General features: G+C 67.0%; 7 protein-coding genes. 4 read left to right on the top strand and 3 right to left on the bottom strand.

Translation table 11 applies throughout. The features are described 5' to 3' along the window. On the bottom strand, positions 1–2,114 hold a 2,114-nt coding region (locus MGN01_RS07880), incomplete at its 3' end, for a PAS domain S-box protein (RefSeq protein WP_244612299.1). Positions 2,115–2,422: 308 nt separating this feature from the next. Between MGN01_RS07880 and MGN01_RS07875 the strand changes: the two genes are divergently transcribed. The 4 genes from MGN01_RS07875 to gor all read left to right on the top strand — a co-directional run bounded on the left by MGN01_RS07875 (position 2,423) and on the right by gor (position 5,819). Next, positions 2,423–2,896, top strand: a complete 474-nt coding sequence (locus MGN01_RS07875) for a hypothetical protein (RefSeq protein WP_170245871.1) — start codon at positions 2,423–2,425, stop codon at positions 2,894–2,896. 155 nt (positions 2,897–3,051) lie between these two features. Next, positions 3,052–3,762: a ribose-5-phosphate isomerase RpiA gene (gene rpiA, locus MGN01_RS07870; protein WP_147046030.1), complete on the top strand. Its 711-nt coding sequence runs from the start codon at positions 3,052–3,054 to the stop codon at positions 3,760–3,762. Positions 3,763–3,809: 47 nt separating this feature from the next. Further along, the gene (locus MGN01_RS07865; RefSeq protein ID WP_147046029.1) at positions 3,810–4,403 is read left to right on the top strand and encodes a DUF2059 domain-containing protein; all 594 of its coding nucleotides are present in this window, start codon (positions 3,810–3,812) and stop codon (positions 4,401–4,403) included. Positions 4,404–4,433: 30 nt separating this feature from the next. Continuing rightward, the gene (gor, locus tag MGN01_RS07860; RefSeq protein ID WP_147046028.1) at positions 4,434–5,819 is read left to right on the top strand and encodes a glutathione-disulfide reductase; all 1,386 of its coding nucleotides are present in this window, start codon (positions 4,434–4,436) and stop codon (positions 5,817–5,819) included. A 35-nt stretch (positions 5,820–5,854) separates the two neighbouring features. Here gor and MGN01_RS07855 read toward each other — a convergent pair whose 3' ends face one another. Both MGN01_RS07855 and MGN01_RS07850 read right to left on the bottom strand, forming a co-directional pair. Further along, the gene (locus tag MGN01_RS07855; protein ID WP_147046027.1) at positions 5,855–6,622 is read right to left on the bottom strand and encodes an alpha/beta fold hydrolase; all 768 of its coding nucleotides are present in this window, start codon (positions 6,620–6,622) and stop codon (positions 5,855–5,857) included. Between the two features lie 349 nt (positions 6,623–6,971). After that, positions 6,972–8,552, bottom strand: coding sequence for a DHA2 family efflux MFS transporter permease subunit (locus MGN01_RS07850; protein ID WP_147046026.1), 1,581 nt, complete (start codon positions 8,550–8,552; stop codon positions 6,972–6,974).

Below are 8,552 nucleotides of genomic sequence, written 5' to 3'. Positions count from 1 at the left end.
AAGGCCGCCTCAGCCTTAACCAGGGCCTCGGCCTGTTCCTTCTCCGCCGTGATGTGGCGGCCGGTGGCGTAGATCAGCCCTCCTTCCGGCACCGCGACCCACGACATCCAGCGGTAGCTGCCATCCTTGTGCCGATAGCGGTTCTCGAAGGCCGGCAGGCTCTGCTCGGTAGCGAAGTGCAGCGCCTCCAGGGTGCGGGCCTGGTCCTCGGGATGGATGAAATCGAAGACCGAGCAGCCGATCATCTCCTCGGGCTGCCAGCCCAGAATCCGGGTTGCGGCCGGGCTCACGGCGCGGAAGATCCCCGTATGGTCAATGACGAGCATCAGGTCCTGAGACACGCTCCAAGTGCGGTCGCGCTCGCGGGTGCGCGCCTCGACGCGCTCCTCCAACAGGGCGTTCATCTCGCGCAGCCGTCGCTCGTCGCGCTTGCGCTCGGATAGATCGAGCATCGCGCCAATCATGCGGATGGGCTCGCCGCGCTTGCCCCGCACCATGTAGCCGCGGTCCAGCACGTCGGCGTAGCTGCCGTCGGCACGGCGGAAGCGGTATTCATGGCTCCACTCGCTGCCGTTGGCGGCGATGGCCGAGCGGATGTCTTCTTCGACCCGAGCACGATCCTCAGGATGCACATGGTCGAGCCACCACTCGCCGGTCGTCTCCACTGTGGCGAGGTCGTAGCCGTAAGTGGTGCCCAGGGCGTCATTCCAGAGGACATGGTTGGCCTCGAGATCCCAGTCCCAGATCGCGTCGTTCGTCGCCCGCGTGACCAGGCGGTAGCGCTCCTCGGTGGCACGCACGGCAAACTCGGCAGCTTTGCGGGCCGTCACGTCGCGCACTGTGCCGACGAAGCGGATCTGGCGGCCGTCGACGAAGGTCGATTTTCCGCGCGCTGCAATCCGGCGCTCAACGCCCGTGCGGATGCCGCGCACGCGATACTCGACGTCGAAGATCCCCGGGCCCGCCGGATCGGTGGCGGCACGCACCGCTGCATCCGCCGCCTCGCGGTCATCGGGATGGAGTCCGGCGAGATAGCTGCCCTCGTAGGTCACCGGGTCGTCCGGGCCGATCCCGAACATCTCGCGCACGCGAGCATCCCAGCGCAGGCTCTCAGTCTCGGGAGCGTAATCGAAGATGCCGATGCCGGTGGCCTCGACCGCGAGCCGCATGCGCTCCTCGGATTCAGCCAGCGCGCCCTCGGCAAGTTGCGAGCGCTCGTCGAAGCTGCGCTGCTCGGTGCGGTCGCGCAGGATCTTGAGGTAACCGACATGACCGCCATCGGCGGCCGTAAGCGGCATGATCTCGCATTGTCCGAAGAAGCGCGAGCCGTCCTTGCGCAGGTGCCAGCGCTCCCCCTGGCTGCGGCCGTGCTCACGCGCGGCGCGGATCTCCCGCTCGGCGAGGCCGGCCATCACATCCTCGGGCGAGAAGAAGGCGTCGACCGTCCCGCCCAGCATCTCGGCCTCGGACCAACCGAGAACCCGCTCCGCCCCGGCACTCCAGCTCGTCACCCTGCCGTCGAGATCCGTCGTCAGGATCGCGTAATCGATGGCGCTGTCGAGGATTTGGCGATGGCGAATGGCCGCCTCTCGCGCAAGTCGCGCAGCGGCATCGCGCTCGACGACGGCACGGCGCATCTCCATCTGCATCATCACCTGCCCGGCGAGCCTCTGCAGGCTGGAGGCCTGTCGAGGGGTGAGCCCGTCCGGGCGAGGCTGATGATCGATGACGCAGAGTGTCCCGATCGCCTCGCCATCCGGGGTCTCCAAACGGGCTCCGGCATAGAAGCGCAGATGCGGCTCGCCGGTGACGAGGGTGTTCGCGGCCGTGCGCGGATCGTCCTGGAGGTCCGGGATCACGAGGAGCCCCGTCTGCTTCAGCGCATGCGCGCAGACGGATTGCTCGAGCGGCGTCTCGCATGGGTCGAGGCCGATGCGCGCCTTGAACCATTGCCGGTCGTCGGCGACGAGGCTGACCAGAGCAATCGGCGTCTCGCAGATCTCTGCTGCTAACCCGACGATGTCGTCGAAGCCGGCTTCCGCTGGGGTATCGAGGATGCCGTAGCGCGCGAGAGCCTTGAGACGGGCGATCGTCCAACGGTCCGTCTCGGGCATCGGTTGCATGTTCGGTGACTATCGATCCGGGTAAGCCTTGGCGAGGCCGTCGTTTTCGCCCCGTGAGTTCGGGCAGCCCATAGCACGGACGGTGGACCTCACGCTTGCCCTACCATCCGACCATTGGGATGTAACGGTGGCGGCATTTTGCCCCTCAGACCCCTTGAGCGCCGGCACGGACGGCCGATGAACCGCTTCGGTTCACGGGACACCGTAATCATCATCGGCTGCCGTATGTCCGAAGGATTTCGTTAACCATAATCGGGTCCTGTCACTGGGATGCTTCCCCAGTGACAGGGTCACCGGCCATGCCCGCCTGCCTCTCGCCCCGCACCGTGCGGTCGGCACTGACCGCCATCGTCGTTTGCGCCGCGAGCCTGCCCGCCCTTGCAGCTGGCCCCTATGAATTCGTGCCGGCCCCTCAGATCGACCTGAACCGGGTCTACCGGGTCGACCGCTCGACGGGCGAAGTCACCTCCTGCCAGTACGGCCTCCGCGACGACAATGTCGGCGTGACCCTGTGTTTCCCCGCCGGCGAAGGTGCGAGCGCCCAGGCGCCGGCCGAGTACGGCCTGATCGCCTCTCGCCACACCCGCGAGGCCGGCGTCTTCCGGGTCAATTTCCGAACCGGCGAGATGAGCATCTGCTACGTGCAGGTGCGCGAAGAGCTGGTCGTCTGCACCCCGCAGACAAATCCGCCGCCGGCCGGCTCCGCCAATGCAGCGCCCGCCGCCCGCACGGCACCGAGCGTTACGCCTCCGCAGGGCGGCGGTCGTCCCTGACCACATACTTGATCGTGCGGCACGTTCTTTGACGAACGCGTGATCCTCGCGGGGCCGCGTTTGCGGGGATCGTGAGGCGTGCTAGGGGCTCGCGCCGAGTTCGTGAGCATGATCATGCACCCACTTCCCTACCCAGCGATTTCCGGAACCTGCGCGTGAGTGGTCCCGATCTGCGCCGCGCGGCGGCTGCCCGCGCCGTCGATCTCGTCGCAGACGGGATGCGCCTTGGAATTGGCACCGGCACCACCGCCAACGCCTTCGTGCTGCTCCTCGGTGAGCGGGTCCGCGCGGGGCTAGACGTGATTGGCGTGCCGACCTCGGAAGCGACGCGCGCGGCCTGCGAAGCCGAGGGCATTCCCTTGACCAGCCTGGAGGAATGTCCCGAGCTCGACCTCACCATCGACGGCGCGGACGAACTCGATGACCAGCTCCGCCTGATCAAGGGCGGCGGCGGCGCGCTGCTGCGCGAGAAGATCGTGGCGCATGCCAGCCGGCGCATGGTGGTGATCGCGGATGCCGCCAAGCACGTCGCAAAGCTGGGCGCCTTCCCGCTACCGATCGAGGTGAACCTGTTCGGCTTCGGCGCCACCTTCAAGGCAGTCCAGAAGGCGATCGAGGCAGCCGGCTGCGCCGGCGAGCTGACATTGCGAAAGGCCTCGGGCGGTCAGCCCTTCGTCACCGACGGCGGCCACGCCATCGTCGACGCGCGGCTCGGGGCGATTGCTGATCCCGAGCGGCTGTCCGCGATGCTCTGGGCGGTGCCCGGCGTCGTCGAGCACGGCCTGTTCCTTGGTCTCGCCAGTGGCGCCATCCTCGCCGAAGCCCGTGGCGACGAGGCCGTGGTGACGGTGCTCGGTACCGCGTGACCCCTTTAGAACGAACCGATTTCCGACAAGCCCCCGGAGCGCTGTCCATGTCCCGCCGCCTCGACGCCCTGGCCGCCCGCCTCATCGGAGCGGCCCTCGTCGGCGCCACGCTGCTCGCGCCGGCCGCCCTCGCCCAGCAACCTGCCGCGAAGCCACCGGCCGCAAAGCCGGGCGAAAAGCCGGCAGCGCCCCCGGCGCCGGCCGCTCAGAGCCAGTCGCAGATGAGCCAGAACCACATCGCGCTGGCGCGCGAGGTCATGTTCAATTCCGGTATTGCGCGCTCGTTCGACTCGATCATCCCGGCGCTGGCCGAACAGATCAAGAAAAACTCCGTAACCCGGCCGGAACTGAGCAAGGACCTCGACGAGGTGATCAAGGGTCTGGAGCCCGAGATGGAGCTGCAGAAGCAGCGCATGATCAACGTCGCGGCACAGATCTATGCGCGGCGCCTCAACGAGGCGGAGTTGCAGGACATCGTGACCTTCTTCCGCTCGCCGTCGGGCAAGCGCTACGTCGAGACCCAGCCGCAGGTGCTCGACGAGCTGGTCGGCGCGATGCAGGATTGGACCCAGGAGGTCTCGGAATACATGATGATCCGCGTGCGCGCGGAGATGGGTAAGCGCGGACACCAACTCCAGTAACCCCGAGCTTTCTCGCAGAATCGGATCGGCATGAGCGTGACCTTCGACACCGATCTCTTCGTCATCGGCGGCGGCTCGGGCGGTGTGCGCGCGGCGCGCATCGCGGCCGGTCATGGCGCCCGGGTGATGCTGGCTGAAGAGTATCGCCTCGGCGGCACCTGCGTGATCCGCGGCTGCGTGCCCAAGAAGCTGATGGTCTATGCCAGTCGCTTTACGGAGGAGTTCGAGGACGCCGCCGGCTTCGGCTGGGAGATCGGTCACCCGACTTTCGACTGGGCCAGGCTCAAGCAGCGCCGCGATGCCGAGGTAGCTCGGCTGGAAGGCATCTATACCCGCAACCTCGCGGGCAGCGGTGTCGAGGTGGTGGCCGAGCGCGCCACCATCGAGGACCCACATACGGTGAGGCTCGGCAGCTCCGGCCGACTGATCCGCGCGGAGAAGATCCTGATCGCGGTGGGCGCTTCACCCTCGAACGAGCCGGCGATCCCCGGCTCCGAGTTCAGCATCGACTCGAATGGCGTGTTCGAACTGGAAAGCCAGCCCGAGCGCATCCTGGTGGTCGGCGGCGGGTATATCGCGGTCGAGTTCGCCGGCGTCTTCGCCGGGCTCGGCAGCCGCACCACCCTGCTCCACCGCGGCGACCGGCTGCTGCGCGGCTTCGACGACGAGATCCGCGACGCGCTCGGCGAGGCCTACGCCAAGCGGATGGATCTGCGCCTGAACCGTACCGTCGAACGCCTGGATCGTGACGGCGATGCGATCCGCGCGACGCTGAGCGACGGCGAGACACTCAGCGTCGATTGCGTGCTCGGCGCCACCGGGCGGCGCCCGAACGTCGCCGGCCTTGGCCTAGAGAAGGTCGGCATCACGACGAAGCCGAATGGCGCGATTCCCGTCGACGCATTCTCGAAGACCTCGGTGCCCTCGATCTACGCGGTCGGCGACGTCACCGGCCGCGCCTCGCTCACGCCGGTGGCGATCCGCGAGGGTCACGCCTTCGCTGACACGGTGTTCGGCGGCAAGCCCTGGTGCGTCGACCATCGCCTGATCCCGACGGCGGTGTTCTCGACCCCCGAAATCGGCGTGGTCGGCCACAACGAGGACGTTGCACGGCAGTGCTTCGGTGACATCGACGTCTATCGCTCCAGCTTCCGCCCAATGAAGGCGACACTGTCGGGTCGCGACGAGCGCATGTTGATGAAGGTGCTCGTCGACAAGGCCAGCGACCGCGTGGTCGGCGTGCACGTGCTCGGGCACGATGCCGGCGAGATCATCCAGGCCGTCGGCATCGCGGTGACGATGGGCGCGACCAAGGCCGATTTCGACCGCACCATCGCCGTGCATCCCACCGCTGGCGAGGAGCTGGTGACGATGCGGACGCCCGCGGTGACGAAGCACCCGGTAGGCGTGGGATAAGAAAGAGCGGCGCAGCAGACCGCTCCGTATGACCCTTACTGGCGGCCGGACGCCTTCAGGATCAGGTTCGCGATCGTGTCGGGCTGCGAGATCAGCGAGACGTGGCTCGCCTTCACCTCGATGGTGGTCGCATTCATGCGCTTGGCCATGAAGCGCTGCAGATCGGGGTTGATGGTCCGGTCGTCCGTCGAGACCGCGTAGAAGCTCGGCTTCGAGCGCCAGGCCGCATGGGTCGTCTTGCCGGCTAGCAGGCTCTTTCGAAACGGCTCCTGCACCGCGTAGAGGACCTTTGCCCGAGCCTCGGGAACGTCGCCCGCAAAGTCGTGCAGGAAGGCGTCTTGGGTGAGGCGGCCATATTCGCCGTCGAAGACGATGCCCGCGGAAGCCGGCGGGGTCGGGTAAGTCTTGGCGAGGGCCGGGTAATCCTCGCCGGCATCCGGAGCGCGGGCAGCGACGTAGACCAGGGCCGAGACCTTTGGGTCGATGCCGGCTTCCGTGACGATCATGCCCGCGAAGGAATGGCCGACCAGCACGGTCGGGCCGTCCTGCTGGGCGAGGACGCGCTGCACCGCGGCGACGGATTCCTCCAGGGTCGTCAGCGGGTTCTGGACCGCGGTGACGTTGAGCCCATTGCCCTGGAGCCGGGCGATGACGTCGGTCCAGCAGGATCCGTCCGCGAAGAGCCCGTGGACCAGCACGACGTTTCGCGCGCCATCTGGCGTAGCCGCGCGGGCCGGACTTAGTCCGAGGGAGCCGACTGCACCGGCGGCTGCGGTCAGTCCGAGAAACAAGCGACGATCCATAGGGAAACTCCGAGTCGCCGACCTCATTCGCGTCGACTCCATACCCTTCGGCCGGTCCGTGCAATGGTTACGACGGATAGGCTACCTCGCTGCCCTGCCATGCGGTTCAGTCATGGTCTTCCAGCCGGGGCAGTGGTCGGAACGCGGTGTGCGCTCGCTGAAATGTCTCCACACGATGGAGCAATGGCCGCGCTCCTCAGCATGCTCGAGCCGATGCAGCAGGAGCCGGAACTCAGTGCCAAGGCGCTGACGGGCAAGGCGGATCTGGCGATGCTCGCCCAGACCCTCGTTCTGGAGCCCAACACCCTCTGGGGGCCGCTTACCATCGCGGCCCGCATAGGCGTGTCCGTCAGTGACCGCCTGCGCCTGCTCCAGCGCGCGGCCGGCGGATCAGGAAGGTGGCGCAGGTCATCGCCAGAAAGAGCACCGTGAGGACGAGGAAGACGTCCTCGAAGGCCATCACGATGCCCTGGATGCGGACCTGCGCGTTCATCGACGAGAGCGCCATTGCATCCGCGGCGCTGCCAAAACTCGAGAAGCCCTGCTTGAGCGAGTTCATCCGCTCCATGGCAGCGTTGTTGGCCCAGGTCACCCGCTCGTGCAGCCGGGCGAGGTGAAGGTCCCAGCGGTCGTTGAGCACCGTGTTGATCAGGGCGAGGCCGACCGCACCGCCGAGATTGCGCGTGAGATTGAACAGGCCCGAGGCGTTCTTCATGCGCTCGGGCGGCAGCGTGCCCAGTGCCACGTTGTTGATTGGGATCATACACAGCATGAGCGAGCAGCCGCGCAGCACCTGCGGCCAGAGCAGCTCCCAGAAGTCCCAGTCCTTGGTCAGCCCGGTGACGATCCAGGTGCCGAGCGCGAAGCCCGAGAAGCCGAGCGCCATCATCACCCGCGGGTCGAGCTTGCCCATCAGCCGGCCGGCGATCGGCGCGGTGGCGAACATGCACAGCCCCGAGACGAACATCGTCTCGCCGATCTGCAGGGCCGAGTAGCCGCGCACGCGCGCGAGATAGACCGGATACAGGTAGGTCAGCCCATAGAGACCGATGCCGAGAACGAAGCTCGCGACGCAACCGGTCGCGAAGTTGCGGTCCGAGAAGGCGCGCAGATCGACGATCGGCTGCCGCGCGGTGAAGACCCGAGCGAAGAAAGCGACGGCCGAAACGCCGCAGACGACGGCGCAGGCGAAGACCGCCTCGTCCTGCAGCCAATCGTGGTTCGGCCCCTCCTCGAGCACGTATTCGAGGCAGCCGAGGAAGCCTGCCATAAGGACGAGCCCCGACCAGTCGAAATTGTCGAGCAGGCCGAGATTCGGCTCGTCGAAATCGACGAGCAGCCAGGTCGTCACCGTCACGAAGATGCCCGGCACGATGTTGATCAGGAACAGCCAGTGCCAGGAGAACAGGTCGGTGAGGTAACCGCCCACCGTCGGGCCGATCGTCGGCGCCAGCGTCGCGACGAGGCCGATCATCGGGGAAACGATGCCGCGCTTCGACGGTGGGAAGATCGTGAAAGCGGAGGCGAAGACCGTCGGGATCATACCGCCGCCGATGAAGCCCTGCAGCGCGCGCCAGACGATCATCTCGTTGATCGAAGTCGCGGTGGAGCACATCAGGCTCATCAGCGTGAAGCCGGCGGCCGAGATGACGAACATCCAGCGTGTCGAGAGCACGCGCGAGAGCGTGCCCGAGAGCGGGATCGAGATGACTTCGGCAATCAGATAACTGGTCTGGACCCAGGGGATCTCATCGCCGGAGGCAGCCAGCCCCGCCTGGATCTCATTGAGCGAAGCCGAGACGATCTGGATGTCCAGGATCGCCATGAACATCCCGAACACCATGCACAGGAAGGCCACCATGCGGCGGCGGTCGATGGGCGGGTCAGCCGGCGCGGCGGCGGAGGGGGCAAGCGCGGCCGAGGCGGCCAT

The sequence above is a fragment of the Methylobacterium gnaphalii genome (assembly GCF_007992215.1).
In the GTDB taxonomy this organism is placed as follows: domain Bacteria; phylum Pseudomonadota; class Alphaproteobacteria; order Rhizobiales; family Beijerinckiaceae; genus Methylobacterium; species Methylobacterium gnaphalii.
This window is presented reverse-complemented; position numbering and strand designations above follow the sequence as displayed.